Annotated in this window: 17 protein-coding genes and 1 pseudogene; 9 read left to right on the forward strand and 9 right to left on the reverse strand. The window is 62.9% G+C overall.

Annotated features, from left to right (window positions below; all coding sequences use genetic code 11):
- The first annotated feature begins 134 nt into the window (after nucleotides 1-134).
- On the forward strand, nucleotides 135-521 hold the full coding sequence (locus tag NKI08_RS14550) for a DUF2794 domain-containing protein (protein WP_031212724.1): 387 nt from the start codon (nucleotides 135-137) through the stop codon (nucleotides 519-521).
- 4 nt (nucleotides 522-525) lie between these two features.
- On the opposite strand, the gene NKI08_RS14555 is transcribed toward NKI08_RS14550, so the two are convergent.
- The 4 genes from NKI08_RS14555 to NKI08_RS14570 form a co-directional block, all read right to left on the reverse strand.
- Nucleotides 526-1,095: a GNAT family N-acetyltransferase gene (locus NKI08_RS14555; protein WP_352470829.1), complete on the reverse strand. Its 570-nt coding sequence runs from the start codon at nucleotides 1,093-1,095 to the stop codon at nucleotides 526-528.
- A gap of 110 nt (nucleotides 1,096-1,205) precedes the next feature.
- Nucleotides 1,206-1,985, reverse strand: a complete 780-nt coding sequence (locus NKI08_RS14560) for a Bax inhibitor-1/YccA family protein (RefSeq protein ID WP_254817871.1) — start codon at nucleotides 1,983-1,985, stop codon at nucleotides 1,206-1,208.
- Nucleotides 1,986-2,204: 219 nt separating this feature from the next.
- Nucleotides 2,205-4,754 (reverse strand): ABC transporter permease, encoded by a 2,550-nt coding sequence (locus tag NKI08_RS14565; RefSeq protein WP_352770466.1) that lies wholly within the window; start codon nucleotides 4,752-4,754, stop codon nucleotides 2,205-2,207.
- The gene (locus NKI08_RS14570) at nucleotides 4,754-5,464 is read right to left on the reverse strand and encodes an ABC transporter ATP-binding protein (RefSeq protein WP_352770294.1); all 711 of its coding nucleotides are present in this window, start codon (nucleotides 5,462-5,464) and stop codon (nucleotides 4,754-4,756) included. The genes NKI08_RS14565 and NKI08_RS14570 overlap by 1 nt, the downstream gene beginning before the upstream one ends.
- 107 nt (nucleotides 5,465-5,571) lie before the next feature.
- Between NKI08_RS14570 and NKI08_RS14575 the strand changes: the two genes are divergently transcribed.
- The 4 genes from NKI08_RS14575 to NKI08_RS14590 all read left to right on the forward strand — a co-directional run bounded on the left by NKI08_RS14575 (nucleotide 5,572) and on the right by NKI08_RS14590 (nucleotide 7,708).
- Nucleotides 5,572-6,216, forward strand: a complete 645-nt coding sequence (locus NKI08_RS14575) for an arylesterase (RefSeq protein ID WP_352450197.1) — start codon at nucleotides 5,572-5,574, stop codon at nucleotides 6,214-6,216.
- 137 nt (nucleotides 6,217-6,353) lie between these two features.
- Complete coding sequence (gene thpR / locus NKI08_RS14580) at nucleotides 6,354-6,950, forward strand: RNA 2',3'-cyclic phosphodiesterase (protein ID WP_352770297.1); 597 nt, start codon at nucleotides 6,354-6,356, stop codon at nucleotides 6,948-6,950.
- A 6-nt stretch (nucleotides 6,951-6,956) separates the two neighbouring features.
- The gene (locus NKI08_RS14585; protein ID WP_023679826.1) at nucleotides 6,957-7,253 is read left to right on the forward strand and encodes a 4a-hydroxytetrahydrobiopterin dehydratase; all 297 of its coding nucleotides are present in this window, start codon (nucleotides 6,957-6,959) and stop codon (nucleotides 7,251-7,253) included.
- A gap of 92 nt (nucleotides 7,254-7,345) precedes the next feature.
- Nucleotides 7,346-7,708: a YkvA family protein gene (locus NKI08_RS14590; protein WP_031212728.1), complete on the forward strand. Its 363-nt coding sequence runs from the start codon at nucleotides 7,346-7,348 to the stop codon at nucleotides 7,706-7,708.
- A gap of 45 nt (nucleotides 7,709-7,753) precedes the next feature.
- Here the strand turns inward: NKI08_RS14590 and NKI08_RS14595 are convergent, their stop codons facing one another.
- On the reverse strand, nucleotides 7,754-8,362 hold the full coding sequence (locus NKI08_RS14595; protein WP_352770301.1) for a methyltransferase family protein: 609 nt from the start codon (nucleotides 8,360-8,362) through the stop codon (nucleotides 7,754-7,756).
- 360 nt (nucleotides 8,363-8,722) lie between these two features.
- Here NKI08_RS14595 and NKI08_RS14600 point away from each other — a divergent pair, with 360 nt between their 5' ends.
- From NKI08_RS14600 to NKI08_RS14610, 3 genes are all read left to right on the forward strand, one after another.
- Entirely contained in the window at nucleotides 8,723-9,229 is a 507-nt protein-coding gene (locus NKI08_RS14600) for an invasion associated locus B family protein (protein ID WP_023721899.1), read from the forward strand.
- A gap of 267 nt (nucleotides 9,230-9,496) precedes the next feature.
- Nucleotides 9,497-10,729: a dual-specificity RNA methyltransferase RlmN gene (gene rlmN / locus NKI08_RS14605; RefSeq protein ID WP_352615494.1), complete on the forward strand. Its 1,233-nt coding sequence runs from the start codon at nucleotides 9,497-9,499 to the stop codon at nucleotides 10,727-10,729.
- Nucleotides 10,726-11,178, forward strand: coding sequence for a hypothetical protein (locus tag NKI08_RS14610; protein ID WP_352770304.1), 453 nt, complete (start codon nucleotides 10,726-10,728; stop codon nucleotides 11,176-11,178). Before rlmN ends, NKI08_RS14610 begins: the two co-directional genes overlap by 4 nt.
- A 56-nt stretch (nucleotides 11,179-11,234) precedes the next feature.
- On the opposite strand, the gene NKI08_RS14615 is transcribed toward NKI08_RS14610, so the two are convergent.
- A complete protein-coding gene (locus NKI08_RS14615) occupies nucleotides 11,235-11,876 on the reverse strand; it encodes a LysE family translocator (RefSeq protein WP_023679833.1) in 642 nt (213 codons plus the stop codon).
- Nucleotides 11,877-12,044: 168 nt separating this feature from the next.
- On the opposite strand from NKI08_RS14615, the gene NKI08_RS14620 reads away from it, so the two are divergent.
- A complete protein-coding gene (locus tag NKI08_RS14620) occupies nucleotides 12,045-13,268 on the forward strand; it encodes an argininosuccinate synthase (RefSeq protein ID WP_352770308.1) in 1,224 nt (407 codons plus the stop codon).
- 898 nt (nucleotides 13,269-14,166) lie between these two features.
- Here NKI08_RS14620 and NKI08_RS14625 read toward each other — a convergent pair.
- From NKI08_RS14625 to NKI08_RS14635, 3 genes and pseudogenes are all read right to left on the reverse strand, one after another.
- Nucleotides 14,167-14,933 (reverse strand): annotated as a pseudogene (locus tag NKI08_RS14625) (IS5 family transposase).
- Nucleotides 14,934-15,009: 76 nt separating this feature from the next.
- On the reverse strand, nucleotides 15,010-15,432 hold the full coding sequence (locus tag NKI08_RS14630) for a DUF4279 domain-containing protein (protein WP_352748287.1): 423 nt from the start codon (nucleotides 15,430-15,432) through the stop codon (nucleotides 15,010-15,012).
- A 106-nt stretch (nucleotides 15,433-15,538) separates the two neighbouring features.
- Entirely contained in the window at nucleotides 15,539-16,339 is an 801-nt protein-coding gene (locus tag NKI08_RS14635) for a lytic murein transglycosylase (RefSeq protein ID WP_352470839.1), read from the reverse strand.
- Between the last annotated feature and the right edge of the window lie 264 nt (nucleotides 16,340-16,603).

Raw genomic sequence — 16,603 nt, forward strand, 5'->3', positions numbered from 1 at the left:
TCAACAGGCGTTTCGCAAACGTGACTGGACGCTGGAGAAACCGCGCGGTGCTGCCGTTGCCCGGCCGGGCCTTGCAATTCGGCAACGAAAGCGCCAACTTTGGTCGGCGTACGATTCATTGCGAGGATCCAGGCATGACTGATCGCAGCAGCGGGACGGAGGATGGGGACGCATCCGCAATATTGATCCCGCTGCATGAGGCAAGACGCGAACGCCTCGACCAGCCGGTGCGGTTCGACCGGCGCGAACTGGACCAGATCCTCAGGCTCTACGGCCGTATGGTTGCCGCCAATGAGTGGCGCGACTATGCCATCGACCATCTCGCCGACCGCGCCGTTTTTTCCGTCTTCCGCCGCACCAGCGAAGTGCCGCTTTTCCAGATCGTCAAGGATCCGAAGCTGGCGCGCCGGCAAGGCGCGTTCGCCGTCATCGCCGCCGGCGGGCGCATCCTCAAGCGCGGCCAGGAACTCGGCCGGGTGCTTGGCGTGTTCGACCGAACACTGAAGCTGGTCGAGGCGTAACCCTTTATTTTTGCAGGCGGAACTTGCGCTCGGGCAGCGATTGCGGATCAGGCGGGATGGACGCCCCGCCGTTGATCGGCAGCTGCATGAAAACCGTGTCCAGCCAGCGTCCGTGCTTATAGCCTGAGCCTTCCAGGCGGCCGGAATGACGAAAGCCGAGCTTCTCGTGCAACCTTACCGAGGCGCTGTCGGGCCGGCCGTCGCCGATCACCGCGATGATCTGGCGAAAACCCGCCGCCTTGGCCGCTTCGATCAGCCCTTGCATCAAGAGCAGCCCGACGCCTTGCCCTTTGGCCTCGGGCGCGACATAGACGGAATCCTCGACGACGAAGCGGTAGGCCGGGCGCGGCCGGAACGCCCCGGCATAGGCATAGCCGAGCACGGCGCCGGCCTTTTCCGCAACGAGATAGGGAAAGCCGCCCGCCATCAGAGTGTCGAAGCGCGTGCCCATCTCGGCGCGGCTCGGCGGTTCGAGTTCGTAGCTCGCCGTGCCGTTTATCACCGCGTCGGCATAGATTTCCGTGATCTGGTCAAGGTCGGCCAATGTCGCGGCGCGTATCGTGATGCTGCTCATAATTTAGGCACGTCGTTCATCTGCCCTATATCACAGCAAAAGCCGGGACAAAAGAAAAGGGCGGCCATTGGGCCGCCCTTTCCAAACTCGCTGGTCCAGGAAAACCGTACTTAGCGACGGTCGCCCATGAACTGCAGCAGAAACATAAACAGGTTGATGAAGTCGAGATAGAGCCTCAATGCGCCCATGATCGCCTTGCGGCCGGCGACATCGGTCTCGTCGCCCTCGAAGTACATCTCCTTGATGTTCTGCGTGTCGTAGGCGGTGAGGCCAGCGAAGATCAGCACGCCGATCGCCGAAACGGCGAAGGAAAGCGCCGACGACTGCAGGAAGATGTTGATCACCATCGCGATGATCAGGCCGACCAGGCCCATGACCAGGAATGACCCGAACGCCGAGAGATCGCGCTTGGTCGTGTAGCCGTAGAGCGACAGCCCGCCAAAGGCGGCGGCGGTGGCGAAGAAGGTCTGCGAGATGCTGGCGGTGGTGTAGACCAGGAAGATCGACGACAGCGACAGGCCGACGAGGCCGGCGTAGACCCAGAATGTCGTCTGCGCGGCCGAAACGCTCATCGACTGGACGCGGAACGACAGGAACATCACCGCTGCCAGCGGGGCGAAGATCACCAGCCATTTCAGCGGCGAGCCGAAGATCGCGTAGCCGAACGAGGTCAGCATCTCGCCGCTTGGCAACGTCGCGACCGCCGAGGCGGGATCGCTGGTAGTGGCCAGCATGATTGTGCCGACCGCGGCAAGGCCGGTGATGAGGAGGCCAAGCCCCATCAGATTGTAGACCTTGATCATGTAGGCCCGCAGGCCCTGGTCGATGGCAGCATCGACGCCGGCGCCGGGCACGGCGCGCGTCTGATAATTGCGAACGGGATCAGCCATGGAAATCCTCATATTGCTTCTGCCCCGTCCGGTGTCAGGTCCTTTTGAACCCAGGCGCCGCTGGCGGGGCTCCAGCATGCCTGCGCCGAAATATGATGGTTCTTGGCGTAAAGGACAAGACCGTAACCAAGCGTAATGCTCCGTGAAGTGCCGGAGATACGGTTTTATTGGCCTTCCCGCCCGGAACATTACCGAGATTTAATCGAAACCGGCTCTGGCTCAAAGATTCCGCAGCACCGGCGCCGCCTTGTGGCCCAGCACCCGCCACGTGCCGGCAAGGCCGATGCCGACCGTGACCACCAGCGAAAAGCCGATGGTCGCCACCGCCACCTCGGGCATGAAGTGCGATGGCAGCGTCATGATGCGCGCGACGACGAACCATGCCGCCACAGCGCCCGCCGCCAGCGCGAAGATCGCGGTAGCAAGGCCGATCAGCATGTATTCCAGCGAAAACGCGGCGATCAGCGTTTTTCTGGTCGCACCCAGGGTCTTCAGCACCACCGCGTCGTGAATGCGAGCCCGGTTGCCGGCGGCGAGCGCCCCGGCCAGCACCAGCACCGAGGCGATCAACGCCACCCCCGCTGCTGCCCTGATTGCTGTGCCGAGCTGCGCCACCAGCCGGTTGACGATTTCGAGCGCGTCCTTGACCCTGACCGTCGTCACCGCGGGAAAGGCACGCGTGACGGCGTTGAGAAGATGCGCATCGTCGGCTGCCGACGCATTCGTCTCGGTCAGCGTCGCCAACCAGCCATGCGGCGCACCGGCGAACGTGTTGGGCGAGAACACCATGACGAAATTGATGCCTATGGTTTCCCATTCGACCTGGCGGAAATTGGCGATCTTGGCCGTGATGTTGCGGCCGAGCACGTTGACGGTGATGGTGTCGCCGAGCTTCAGCCCGATCTCTTTGCCTTCCTCGGCGGAAAACGAGACCAGCGGCTCGCCGGCATAGTTCTCCGGCCACCAGCTGCCCTCGGTCAGCGTCGCATTCTCCGGCAGCTTTGCGTCATAGGTCAGGCCACGGTCGCCGCGCAGTACCCAGGCGCCTTCGGCCGGAACCTTGACCTTGTCGACATTGACGCCGTTGAGCGCCATCACCCGGCCGCGCAACATCGGCACCTTGATCAGCCTGCCTTGCGGTGCCTCTTTGCCGACCAGCGCGGAGAAGGCATCGACGTCACTGCTCTGGATATCGACGAAGAAGAAGTTCGGTGCCCTTTCCGGCAGGCTGCCCGAGATCTGCCGCCTGAGATTGCCGTCGATCAGCGCCAGCGTCACCAGCAGCGTCAGCCCGAGTCCCAACGACAGCACCACGGACGGCGTCAAGGCGCCAGGCCGATGGATGTTGCCGATGGCGAGCCTGAGCGCGGTCGAGCGCACGCGCGGGCTTTTCTTCGCCGCCCACTGCACCAGCGAGCCGACCACACGCAGCACCAGGAACGAAAAGATCGTGGCGCCAACGAAGATCGAGGCAATACGGCGGTCGCCGGAAAACAGGATCGCCAGTACCGCGAGCAGCAGCGCGATGCCCAATGCCGCGGCGATATAGAGCGGGCGGGGAAAACCGCGGCCCTCGAAACCCATTTCGCGAAACAGCGCCGTTGCCGGCACGTCGCGGGCGCGGCCGAGCGGCAGCAAGGCGAAAGCCAGCGTCACCAGCAGCCCGAACAGCGCTGCCATGCCGAGGGCGCCGGGATAGAACCCACCTTCCGCCGGCACTGGAATGACCGATTGGAGTGCGGCGCTGGCCGCGAACGGCATCAGCGCGCCAAGCACAAGGCCTAGCGTGATGCCGAGGGCGGCGATCATCAGGATCTGCACCAGATAGACGGCAAAGACGAAGCCGCCCGAAGCCCCCAGGCTCTTGAAGGTGGCGATGACGCCGCGCTTGCCGTCGAGATAGGCACGCACGGCATTGGCCACGCCGACGCCGCCGACCACCAGCGCCGTCAACCCAACCAGAGTCAGGAATTGCGAAAACCGTTCGATATTCGAGGACAGCGCCGGTGCTGCGTTGCTGCGGGTGCGGATCGACCAGCCGGCCTGCGGGAACTCTTTTGCCGCCTGCTCCTGGATCGCCTTGATCAGTGCCTCAGTGGTGCCGCCAGGCAGGCGGACCTTATAGGCGTTCTCGACCAGGCTGCCCGGCTGGATCAGGCCGGAAGCGGCAAGCCCGTCGGTCGACACCATCAGCCGCGGCGCAAAACCGAAGCCATCCGACACTGCATCCGGCTCGTTGACCAGCCTGGCACGCAGCTCGAACGTCGCGCTGCCGAGCTTCAGCCGGTCACCGATGCCAAGGTTCAGCCGCTCGAACAAGAGGTCCGGCGCGGCGGCGCCGAAGACCCCGGATTTTTCGCCGAACAGATCTTCTCGCGACAGCACCGGCTCGGTCTCCAGCGCGCCGTAGAGCGGATAGGCGCCGTCGACCGCCTTGGCCTCGACCAGCGCCTGGTCGGAGCCGTCCTCGAGCCTCGCCATCGAGCGCATATTGGCACTGTGCGAAACCGTGCCAAGCCGGTCGAGGAAGCTGCGTTCGGCTCTGGTCGGATCGCGTTGGTTGAGCTGGAAGCGGAGATCACCGCCGAGCAGCGTCTGGCCCTGGTCGGCAACACCGGCGGAAATAGCCTGCGCCACCGAATTGACGCCGCCGATCGCAGCGACGCCGAGCGCGATGCAGGCAAGGAAGATCAGGAAGCCGGACAGCCCGCCACGCATTTCTCGCAGCGAAAACCGAAAGGCGAGCCTCAGCGTGCGCGCCAGCGGCATCATGCGGTCATCCTGCCAGCCCTGGTGGCCGGCTTAGGCGCGTCTTCGATCAGCCCCGACCGCATCGACACCTGGCGCGAGCAGCGCGCCGCGAGTAGTGGGTCATGCGTGACCAGCACCAGCGTCATGCCGCGTTCGGCCGCCTTGGCAAACAGCAGGTCGGCGACGTGCCGCCCCGTTGCCTGGTCGAGATTGCCGGTCGGCTCGTCGGCTATCAGGATGCGCGGCGACGGCGCCAGCGCCCGGGCGATCGCCACGCGCTGCTGCTCGCCGCCAGACAATTCGCCGGGGTAATGGGTGACGCGATCGCTCAAGCCCACCGCCGCCAACTCGCGCGCCGCTACGCCGAATGGATCGACATGGCCGGCAAGCTCCAGCGGGACCGCAACGTTTTCCAGCGCCGTCATATTGGGGATGAGATGGAAAGACTGGAACACGATGCCGATGTTTCGTCCCCGAAACGATGCGATCTGATCTTCGCTTTTGCCGTTGAGCAGCTCGCCGGCAATTCGGACCGTGCCCGAATCGACCCTTTCAAGCCCGGCCAAAACCATCAGCAATGTCGACTTTCCCGAACCTGAAGGTCCAACGATGCCTGTCGCTTCGCCGCCCGCCACATCGAGGCCGACGCCCTTCAGCACATGGACCGAGGATGCACCTTCGCCGAGCGTCAGCGATACGTCTTTCAGCGAAATGACGGCTTCTTCCAAAATCAAATCGTCCTATATGGGGGATGAAGGCTAGTGCATCCGATGCTCGACAAAGACGAAAACCTGCCTTCGCCAACAGATGTTCCTGGTCATATGGGGCCTGCCGCATGGCTTTCAAACACACCTTTGCCGCAGCCTTCGCCCTTTTCCTCGCCATTTGCGGCGCCATTTCGTCGGCGCGCGCCGAACCGTTCACCATTGTCGGTTTCGGCGACAGCCTGATGGCGGGTTATGGCCTCGGGCCAGGTCAGGGCTTCACCGAGAAGCTGCAGGCGGCGCTGCGCGCCAAGGGCTACGATGTCACGGTCGCCAACGCCGGCGTCTCCGGCGATACGACGAGCGGCGGCCTGTCGCGGCTCGACTGGTCGGTGCCGGACGGCACGCAACTCGTCATCCTGGAGCTCGGCGCCAACGACATGCTGCGCGGCGTTTCGCCCGCCATAGCGGAAAAGAACCTGGACGCCATGCTGGCAAAACTGAAGCAGCGCAAGATCGCCGTTTTGCTGGCCGGAATGCGCGCGGCGCCCAATCTCGGCGCCGACTACCAGAACGCCTTCGACGCGACCTTTCCGCGACTGGCTGAAAAATATGGCGTGCCGCTCTATCCTTTCTTTCTCGAGGGCATCGCCGGTCAATCCGTCCTGCAACTCGAGGACGGCCTTCATCCAAACGCCCGAGGCGTCGACCGTATCGTCGAGGGTATCCTGCCCAGTGTGGAGAAGACCATTGAAGCGGTCCGGGGCAATTCCTGAAGGCGAGGGTTCGCCGTCGCAACACCTTCCGCAGGGGAAGCTTTTAGGCAGGCCTGCGACCAACAAACCGCTTGCCCCGTTTGGATATCGATGATTCGCTAGGGGCAAGAGTTCGATTCGAGGACAGGAGGCTTCCCATGCCGCGTCTTTTTACCGCCCTCGAAATACCGCGTGATGCCGCTCTTTCGCTGTCCCTGCTCAGGGGCGGCCTGCCCGGAGCCCGCTGGATCGACGTCGAAAACTATCATCTGACGCTGCGCTTCATCGGCGATGTCGAGGGCCATGTCGCCGACGACATCGCCAACGCGCTCGACCGTGTTCACCGCGCCTCCTTCCCGCTGACGCTGTCCGGCGTCGGCGCCTTCGGCCAGAAGAAGCCGCATGCGGTGTGGGCCGGGGTCGCGGCTTCGCCCGATCTTTCCGCATTGCAGGCCGAGATCGAGCGCATCTGCCAGCGGCTCGGCATCCCGGCCGACCCGCGCAAGTTCATGCCGCATGTGACGCTGGCCCGCCTGCGCAACTCGAGCCCGCTCGACGTTGCCCAGTACCTGTCGGCGCGCGGCAATTTTTCGACGCTGCCGTTCCGGGTCGGCCGCTTCGTGCTGATGTCGTCGCGCGATTCGGTCGGCGGCGGCCCTTACGTCGTCGAGGAGGCCTGGCCGCTTTCAGGTGCTGACAACCGCGTCGCCAGCCGTTTGGTCGGCGCCGCCGACGCTTCGCGGATCATGCGGTAGACGGACATGGCCAGGGAGAAACTAGCAAAAGAAGCGATCCGCGCCGAACTTGCCGGCCTCGACGGCTGGTCGCTGGCCAAGGATGGCGGCTCGATCACCCGCAGCTTCACCTTCAAGAATTTCTCCGAAGCCTTTGCCTTCATGACCCGCGTCGCCCTGGCCGCGGAGAAGATGGACCACCATCCCGACTGGTCGAACGTCTACAAGACGGTAAACGTGACCCTCAACACGCACGACGCCGGCGGCCTGACCGCGCTGGATTTCGATCTGGCCAGGAAAATGAACCGCTATTTCGGCGGCTGAGCCTGTCTGCACCTTGCAGCGAGGTTCGGCTTTCACCACATTTTGCCTCGCGGTCACGCGTGAAGTCACGCGACGGCCGCAAGGAGGGGTTGATGGCGCAAAAATCCGGTTTTGATTTCTTTGGCCTCGGGAGCAAGCCGGGCAACGAGAGCGAAGTGCGCGAAAAGTTCTGGCGTACGGCGAAGAAGGCCGCCCGGCAGATCCCGTTCATGGAAGAGGTGGTCGCCGCCTATTACTGTGCCATGGACAAGAAGACGCCGCTTCGCGCCAAGGGCACCTTGCTTGCTGCGCTCGGCTATTTCGTGCTGCCGACGGACGTCATCCCCGATTTCATCCTTGGGCTAGGCTTCACCGACGACATCGCCGTGCTGACCGCCGCGATTACCGCCGTCAGCGCCCACATCACGCCGGCGCACCGGCTCGCCGCCAGGCAGGCCATCGCCGACAAGAGCTGAGCCGGTGCGGCGCAAAAAATCGCGTGAGAAGCGACTTTCCGGCCGTCAAACCCACCGCCGCACCCGCGCCTTGTAGGCGCGATAGACATCTCCGAACTTCCGCTCGAGGTAGCGCTCTTCCGGCGCGATGACGCCGGTATTGATCACCCACAGCAGCGGGACGACGAGCGCGATAGCCCAAAGACTTCCGGCCGCGACGCCGAGGCCCAAATAGATGAGGGTCGCTCCCAGATAGAACGGGTTCCTGGTCCGCCGATAGATACCGTCGACGACCAGCGCCGTCGTTGGCAAGGTCGGTGGTATGTTGGTTCCAGCGGCCTGAAAGCGGCCCGCTGCCATAAAGATGAACACGAAGCCGCACACCGCGAGCACGGCGCCGGTCAGATAGCGGGCGAGCGCCTGCCCGGCCATGACCGGGAGCGGCACGAGCACCTCGAGCACGGTTGCCGCCACCAGGAAGCCGAGGAAGATCAAAGGTGGCAGCGCAATGACCCCGGCCACGTCGGGGGCGCCCGATCCGCCCGCCGCCTCCCCGCCATCCGACCGGGGCACCGCGCCACCGGCCGCCACGCGGACGGCGACACGAACGCCGAACACGATCGCCAGGACGACTGTGCCGCCCGCCAGGATCAGAACTGTCTCGGAAATGACCATGGCCAAATCTCCCGCAAGCCGCCAGGGAGGGTACCCTGGCCGAGCGCCGTGGCGGCGAACGCAGACATGGTACCGCCTGCAGGGAAATTCGTCACGTACCTCAGAAAAGCGGAATCGCCGCAAGACCTAGCTGCTTGAAAAGTCAAACTCTTGCCGTTTTCGTGGCCTCCAAGTCGCGGCAGGGACATTGCGCCAGCCGCTTTTTCGAGCGGCAGCGCGAAGACGGCGGCGGTTTCCTGGCGTGAACATCCTTTTCTAAGGGGAAATTCACCGTTTGGTAACCCAGATTAAATCAAAATGAAGCGACGGGCAGGACGCCGAGCCGGCCTGCCGCCGCACCAGTGGAATACGGGAAAAGCGATGCGCGGATTGATTGCTATAGTTTCCAGCCTGGCCCTGGTGGCCTTGACGGCGCCCGCGCTGGCGCAGTCGGCAACCAAGATCGGCCAGCATAATGCCTGGGGCACCTACAGTTATCAGGCGTCGGGCGGCGGCAAGGTCTGCTATGTCCTGACGGTGCCAACCGACAAGCAGCCGCCGACGCTCGATCACGGCGACATGTTCTTCTTCGTCAGCCAGCGGCCGGGGCAGCAAGTGTCCTACGAGCCGCAATTCATTGCCGGCTATACCTTCCAGGAGGGTTCCAAGGCCACCGTCACCATCGACAAGAAGTCTTTCTCGATGTTCACGCGCGGCAAGTCGGCCTGGGTCGAGAACGCTGCCGAGGAGCCGGTGCTGATCGCCGCGATGAAGACCGGCACCGACATGAAGGTGTCGGCCAAGTCCGGCCGCGGCAACACCACCACCTACGTCTTCTCGCTGAAGGGCATCTCGGCGGCGCTGGCCTCGATCGCCAAGTGCAAGTAGGCGGTTAGGCGCGGTCTTCCCTTCTCCCCTTGTGGGAGAAGGTGGATCGGCGCGCAGCGCCGAGACGGAAGAGGGGTGTTGGACGGAACGCCGTCGGCGCCAAGCTGGAACACCCCTCATCCGACCGAGCTTCGCTCGGCCACCTTCTCCCACAAGGGGAGAAGGAAGAACCCCGGCATGACTCCGCCGCTAACCTGTGCTATGCGCCGCGCTTCATTTCGGGCACGATGCTGTATTCGGCCGCAAATCGCTTATATTGGCGCAACAATGACCCTTTCATTCGATCTTACCGTCGAAGGCGCGCGTGACGCGTTGCGCACCCGCACGACGCCTGAAAAACCGTCGCTGATCGGCTTGACGCGCGCCGAACTCGGGGCCGCCCTCGTCGCCGCCGGCATCGTGCCGGAGCGCCAGGCGAAAATGCGCGCCCAACAGCTCTGGCATTGGATCTATGTGCGCGGCGTTTCCGACTTCGCCGGCATGTTCAACATCTCCAAGGATCTGCGCGCCGCGCTCGACAGGCATTTCACCGTCGCCAGGCCCGAGATCGTCGAGGAGCAGATTTCCTCCGACGGAACCCGCAAATGGCTGTTCCGCTTTCCGCCGCGCGGCGCCGGCCGGCCGGTCGAGATCGAGACCGTCTACATTCCCGAAGAAGGCCGCGGCACGCTCTGCATCTCTTCGCAAGTCGGCTGCACCCTGACCTGCTCCTTCTGCCACACCGGCACGCAGAAACTGGTGCGCAACCTGACCGCCGAGGAAATCCTCGCCCAGCTCTTGACCGCCCGGGACCGGCTTGGCGATTTCCCCGACCGCGACACGCCCGACGGCGCCATCGTGCCGGCCGAGGGGCGGAAAGTGTCCAACGTCGTCATGATGGGCATGGGCGAGCCGCTCTACAATTTCGAGGCGGTGAAGAAGGCCCTGCTTATCGCATCCGACGGCGACGGGCTTTCCCTGTCGAAGAGGCGCATCACGCTCTCGACCTCAGGCGTGGTGCCCGAGATCTTCCGCACCGGTGAGGAGATCGGCGTCATGCTGGCGATCTCGCTGCACGCCACCAACGACGATCTGCGCGACCTTTTGGTGCCTATCAACAAGAAGTATCCGCTGAACGAACTGATCGCTGCCTGCCGTGCCTATCCCGGCCTGTCCAACGCCAAGCGGATCACCTTCGAATATGTCATGCTGAAGGACGTCAACGATTCGATCGAGGACGCCAAGGCGCTGGTCAAGCTGCTCAAGGGCATCCCGGCCAAGATCAATCTGATCCCGTTCAATCCGTGGCCGGGCACCAACTACCAGTGCTCGGACTGGGAGACGATCGAGAAATTCGCCGACTACATCAACAATGCCGGCTATGCCTCGCCGATCCGCACGCCCCGCGGCCGCGACATCCTCGCCGCCTGCGGCCAGCTCAAGTCGGACTCCGAGCGCATGCGCAAGGTCGACCGGCTGGCGCTGGAAGCCATGATGATCGCGGGGCATGGCGAGGCGTGAACCGCCTCGTCGCCTATCTCATCCGCTTCGCCGTCATCCTTGTCGGCTACGGCGTTGCTTCGCTGGCGGCAAGCGCCTTCCTTAACATCATGTTCCTGGCGTCTCTTGGGCTGATAACGGACGAGACGCAACCGGCGGCGCAGGCGTCGCTGTGGTTTTCAATCCCCTTCGTCGCGCTGTTCGTCGCCTATTTCGCCTTCATGCCGGCCGCCATCGCCATCCTCGTCTCCGAGATCCTTGGCCGGCGTGACTGGCTGTTCTATGCGCTGGCGGGTGCTGTGGTGGCGGCGGTCTTCCTTGGCTTCGTCCACCAGACGGCCGATGCCAATTTCGAGGTTACCAATACCAGCGTCATGCTGGCGGTGATCGGCTGCGGCATGGTCGGCGGTATTTTCTACTGGCTGAGCGCCGGGCGCTCGGCCGGAAGCTGGCGTCAGATTGGACCATGATCCCGAAAAGTGGAGGCCGGTTTTCGGAAAAGATCATGGTCAAGTAAGAATAGACCCTATTTCGCCTGGGCCGTCAGGATCTTGAGCGCGAAGGCCGAAAAAACTCCGGCAAACAGATAGTCGACGACGCGGGTCACACGCGGGCTGGATTTCATCGCGGCCGAGAATTTTTCCGCCGCCAGCACCATCGGCGCCGTCACCGGGATCGCCAGCACGACGAACATCGCGCCGAGGAAGAACAGCTTTCCCGGCGCGTCGGGATCATGCGCGGAGACGAATTGCGGCAGGAAGGTCATGAAGAACAGGATGATCTTCGGGTTGAGCAGATTGACCCCGAGCCCCGCCGCCCAGCTGCGGAACAGCGAGATCTGCGGCCCGCTCTTCTTCTCCGGTGAAAACGCCGACCCTTTTGTGATCGCCTGCCATGCCAGGAAGACCAGATAGCCGGCGCCGAAAATCTTCAGCACGAAGAACGCCATCGGCGAGGCGACGATCAGCGCCGAGACGCCGACCACCACCAGCGTGGTGTGGATCAGCGTGCCGCACAAGGCGCCGGCCATCGAGGCAAAGCCGGTGGCACGGCCCTGGCTCAGCGTGCGCGACACGAACAGCGTCATGTCAGGCCCGGGCGTGATCGCCAGGATGAAGGTGGCGATGGAGAACTGGATAAGCGTCGTACTGTCGGGGATGAAGGACATGGCTCGTCTCGTAGCGGCAAAAGACGGCGCAGCCATAGCGCAAGAGCCGTGTCCTCGCCAGCCTCTTGGAGATGAAGCATCTGGTCCAGGCATCGTTCGTCCCTTGCGCTGGCCTAAAACGCCGTGATACCTCGCCCGCGAAGAACCCCTGTCGCGGAACTGCCCACCATGTCGAAAGCAAAAGCCGTCAAGAAAGTCGTGCTCGCCTATTCCGGCGGCCTTGATACCTCGATCATCCTGAAATGGCTGCAGACCGAGCTCGGCGCCGAGGTCGTGACCTTCACCGCCGATCTCGGCCAGGGTGGCGAACTGGAGCCGGCCAGGCGCAAGGCCGAGATGATGGGCATCAAGGACATCCGCATCGTCGATGTCCGCGAGGAGTTCGTATCCGATTTCGTCTTTCCGATGTTCCGCGCCAACGCTGTCTATGAAGGCACATATCTGCTCGGCACCTCGATCGCCCGGCCACTGATCTCGAAACATCTTGTCGAGATCGCCAGGGAGACCGGCGCCGATGCGATCGCGCATGGCGCCACCGGCAAAGGCAACGACCAGGTGCGTTTCGAGCTGTCGGCCTATGCGCTCAACCCCGACATCAAGGTGATCGCGCCGTGGCGCGATTGGTCGTTCAAGTCGCGGACCGATCTCATCAACTTCGCCGAGCAGCACCAGATCCCGGTGCCGAAGGACAAGAAGGGCGATGCGCCTTTCTCGGTCGACGCTAACCTGCTGCATTCGTCTTCCGAGGGCAAGGTGCTGGAGGACCCGTGGACGGAACCGCCGGAATTCGTCCACCAGCGCACCATCTCGCCGATGGACGCGCCGGACAAGGTCACCGAGATCGAGATCGAATTCCTCAAGGGCGATCCGATCGCGCTCAACGGCAAGAAGCTGTCGCCGGCGACGATGCTGGCGGCGCTGAACGATCTCGGCCGTGACAATGGCATCGGCCGGCTCGACCTGGTCGAGAACCGTTTCGTCGGTATGAAATCGCGCGGTGTCTACGAGACCCCCGGCGGCACCATCCTGATCGCCGCCCACCGGGCGATCGAATCGATCACGCTCGACCGCGGTGCCGCCCATCTCAAGGACGAGTTCATGCCGCGCTATGCCGAGCTCATCTACAATGGCTTCTGGTTCGCGCCCGAGCGGCTGATGTTGCAGGCGATGATCGACAAGAGCCAGGAAGACGTCGAAGGCACCGTGCGGCTGAAGCTCTACAAGGGCAACGTCATGGTCAGCGGCCGCAAGTCGAGGAAGACGCTCTATTCCGACGCGCTGGTCACCTTCGAGGACGACCGCGGCGCCTACGACCAGAAGGATGCAGAAGGTTTCATCCGCCTCAACGCGCTGAGGCTGCGGACACTGGCGGCGCGCAATCGCAAGGGTTGATATTCCCAACAGGCCCAATGCTTAGATGAGTTAGGAACCCGGTGAGGACACCGGGTTTTATTTGGCGTCTCTAATATAATAGAAGCCGCGATTTCAGATCGTTTCCTGTTTGACCTTTCCGTGATTTGATCTTACTTCTCGTGCGGGTCGGAGGGCTTTGACAGTGAAAAACAGACTTTTTCTTCTGCTTGCGGCGGTGGCCGTCTTTACCGCGGGTCAGTCCACGCAAGTCCCGGCGGGGCAAACATCCAAGGTCCATACTTGCAAAAGTTTTGACGGCCCCTTCCAGATTCCCGCTTCCCAGAAATGCCCGTTGAGCGGCTACGCGCAGGGTCCCAGAGTCCCGACGGTCATCGGGGACAAGCCAAAAGCGGCTACCCCGGCGCCGCGGAATTCCAAATTCCGTACCTGCAAAAGTTTTGACGGCCCCTTCCAGATTCCCATTTCCCAGAAATGCCCGTTGAGCGGCTACGTGCATTATTGAGCGTGATGTGCCCAGGCGCTTGGCCACGCTTGGAGCTGGTTTCCTGCCCGCGTTGGCTGTCCGGGCGAACTTGGCCGTCGCCAAAGCCAACGATGACCCCCCTCCCTCGACCTTCCCGCGCTGGTCGAGTGCAGGGCTGACGTTCCGACATATAGTGGTTTTGCCCTTTGGCTGACCGACCGCCCCGATGCGCCCGCAAAGCTCGGCTGGAACGACGTTTCTTCCGGCAATCCTTTCCTCAAGCAATATGAATTGCCGGCCCCGCTTCGCGTATTCGGGCGCGAAACGGCGTCCGTCGTCCTTACCGCGACCGGGCCGATGGCGGTGTTTGACGAAGTTTCCACGCCCGGGGCTTGGCCGGACTTTCGGTCGAATAGCGCAATTCCAGGAAAAGCGTGAAATCAAAGCTCTAGACTAGGACGTAGACTCGTTACCGCGTAGCCAGATACGGACGGAGACGAGTTTGAGGGCAGCGAGGTAGTTTTCTGCCAGCTTGTCATATCGAGTTGCGATGCGACGGAACTGCTTGGCCTGGTTGAAGAAGCGTTCGACGAGGTTGCGGGCCTTGTAGAGGAAGGGGCTGAAGCACATCGGGTCCTTGCGGTTGGCCTTGGGCGGGATGTTGGCCCATGCCTTTTGCTCGGTGACGGCATTGCGCAACGCGTTGGCATCATAGCCCTTGTCGGCGAGCAGCATGGCACCCTCGGGCAAATCCTTGATAAGTCCGCTGCGTAGGCGATGTCACTCATTTGACCTGCCGTGAGCGTCAGCTTGATCGGCCTGCCTTCGGCGTCGACAAGAGCATGGATTTTGGTCGTCAGCCCGCCTCGGGAACGACCGAGACAATGATCTCGATTCCCCTTTTTGCCGTCGCACCCTGCTGATGGACGCGAACAATAGAGGTGTCGATCATCTGCACCGTGCCGTCATGGGCCTCGGTAATGGCGTCCATCAGCCGATCCCAGACACCTGCTATCCGCCATCGAACGAAGCGGTTGTAGCCAGTGGTGCGAGGCCCGTAGCGCTCGGGCAGATCGCGCCATGGCGCACCCGATCGCAGCACCCAGAAGATGCCGTTCAGCACCCGGCGGTCGTCTACGCGCGGCACGCCTCGCGGCTTTGTTGGGCAACAGCGGCTCGATCGCCCGCCATTCGAAGTCGGTCAGATCGTATCGGCTCATGCCCTTATGAATCAGACCCCGCTCAAGTTTGGAACCAGCCAGTCGGCAAACGACCCAATGCGGACAGGACGGCTGCTCACACCTCACTTCCATGTTGGTGAGCTTCGTCCTCAACGAAAAGGTCGAGGCCCCAGCCAACACCGCAATCCGCGAGCACCCTCATCGCGGACGGCTCAAGCCAGATGCCGCACTGCTCGTCGTAGGACGTATAGAACCCGCCATAGATCGTAATCTGCTTCGGCCGCACTTCCTGCCGCAGCCGGGCGAAGGCTTCCTCCCGACCTCGCATCTGCTCGATCAGGTAGTTGACCGCATTCTCGTGCTCGGCCCCACTCCGGAGCCTTTGCCGCGGACCATCGAGGCTCCATCCATTCTTCTTGCGCGGGGAACCGTTACGCATCGGGTCGCCCTTGCGGACTATGCGTGTCGGTTCGAGGCTTAGGATCGCAGTCACCCTCTCGGGGTCCGCATCGAAGTCAGAGATCGAGAGCGAGATCATCGCCTGTCCTAGGTTCGAAAGGGCAAGGCAAGCCCTGCGCAGTTGCGAGACTCTTCATGCTCGCCTCGCGCTTCCAAACCGAGCCCAGTCGTTTTTGCGTTTCCTGTCAGTCGGCATCGATCGCCGTGGCCATGCGGGCGATGGCCTGTTGATAGACGCTCGCCGAATTCCAGCCGGCAATTGCGCCCATATTCGCCTGCGCGCTCGCGCCGGCCCGCCAACCATGACTCTTGAGGAAGTTGGCGGTGGAAGCCAACGCAGTGCTCTTGTCGCGCAGATTTTTGTTTCCGACACCATACGTCAAAACATTTCCGGGCAGGAACTGCGTGTGGCCAATCTCGCCGTGCGCGGCACCGACCGACGAGGCGCTCAACGCTCCGCGATCAACCAGCTTCAGGGCCGCAATGGCATGCGGGTAGAAGAACTCCGGACGGCGACAGTCATAGGCCAGCGTTAAAATGGCGGAGACCGTATTCTGGTTGCCCATGGCGGAACCGAAGCCGGTCTCCATGCCCCAGATGGCGAGCAACACGCCCGGCGACACGCCGTAATTCCGTTCGATCTTGTCGAACAGCGCAGCATTGGCCTTCTTCAGCGCACGGCCCCTGGCAATGATCGCGGACGCGCCACGGCGCTTCATGAAAGCTTCCACCGAGCCGCTGAAAGCCTTATGGATGGCGCGGTCGACGGAGATCGTCTTTGTCGCGTAGGTTGCGCGAGCCAGAGCGGCCAGACCCTTCGAGCCGACACCGTCGGCCTTCGCCTCCGCGGCGAACTCCGGTTTCCATGCCTCGAAGCCGGCGCCGCTCTTGCCACAGCTGGCCGCCGCCTGCGCGCCCGTCGCCAGCGCAAGCACCGCCACCACCGTGGCCACTACAAACATCTTCCCCTTGGCAAGAAATGCCATGCTGCTCTCCTGGTTGCCTGAATCACGTTCCCAATTGCGAACTTGCCTGCGAAACACCTGCTTGTCACTGCCCTGGCGCCACGCCGATGCACTCAATACAGCAGGAACCTCAAATCCACCACACTGGCGGACGCCCGGGAATTTGCCTACGATCAAGTAATTATTGTGGCGGGGACAGAATAAGCGTGGAAGACGTTGATGTCGTGATCATCGGCGGGGCGCTGAGCGGTTGTGTGCTATGCGGCGGCGGCGGCCCGGCCGCTC

Origin of the sequence: Mesorhizobium sp. M0768, from assembly GCF_040320195.1 — a bacterium.
In the GTDB taxonomy this organism is placed as follows: domain Bacteria; phylum Pseudomonadota; class Alphaproteobacteria; order Rhizobiales; family Rhizobiaceae; genus Mesorhizobium.